Annotated in this window: 1 protein-coding gene; it reads right to left on the reverse strand. The window is 67.4% G+C overall.

The window, feature by feature from the left end; genetic code table 11:
* Positions 1-353, reverse strand: a 353-nt coding sequence (locus tag B3446_RS05610; RefSeq protein ID WP_291378224.1) for a branched-chain amino acid ABC transporter permease, incomplete at both ends; no start/stop codon positions are given.

A 353-nucleotide genomic window follows, 5' to 3' on the forward strand; every position in this document is an offset into this window, starting at 1 on the left:
CGCGGCCAGGAACGCGCCGCGCACCGAGCCGATGCCGCCGATCACGATGACGACCAGCGTCAGGATCAGGATGGGTTCGCCCATGCCCGTCTGCGCCGACAGAATTGGGCCAGCCATCAGTCCGGCCAGGCCCGCCAGCACCGCGCCCAGCACAAACAGCAGCGTGTTCAGGCGCGCAATGTTCACCCCCAGCGCGCCGACCATCATGCGGTCGGTGGACCCGGCGCGGATCAGCATGCCTAGCCGGGTGCGATGGATCAGCAGGTAACACCCCGCCGCAACCAGCAGCCCGACGACGATGATGAGAAACCGGTACAGCGGATACGTGACGCCCAGGATGTCGATGGTGCCGG

It is taken from the genome of Achromobacter sp. UBA5777 (genome assembly GCF_002418565.1).
Taxonomy (GTDB): Bacteria; Pseudomonadota; Gammaproteobacteria; order Burkholderiales; family Burkholderiaceae_B; genus Achromobacter; species Achromobacter animicus.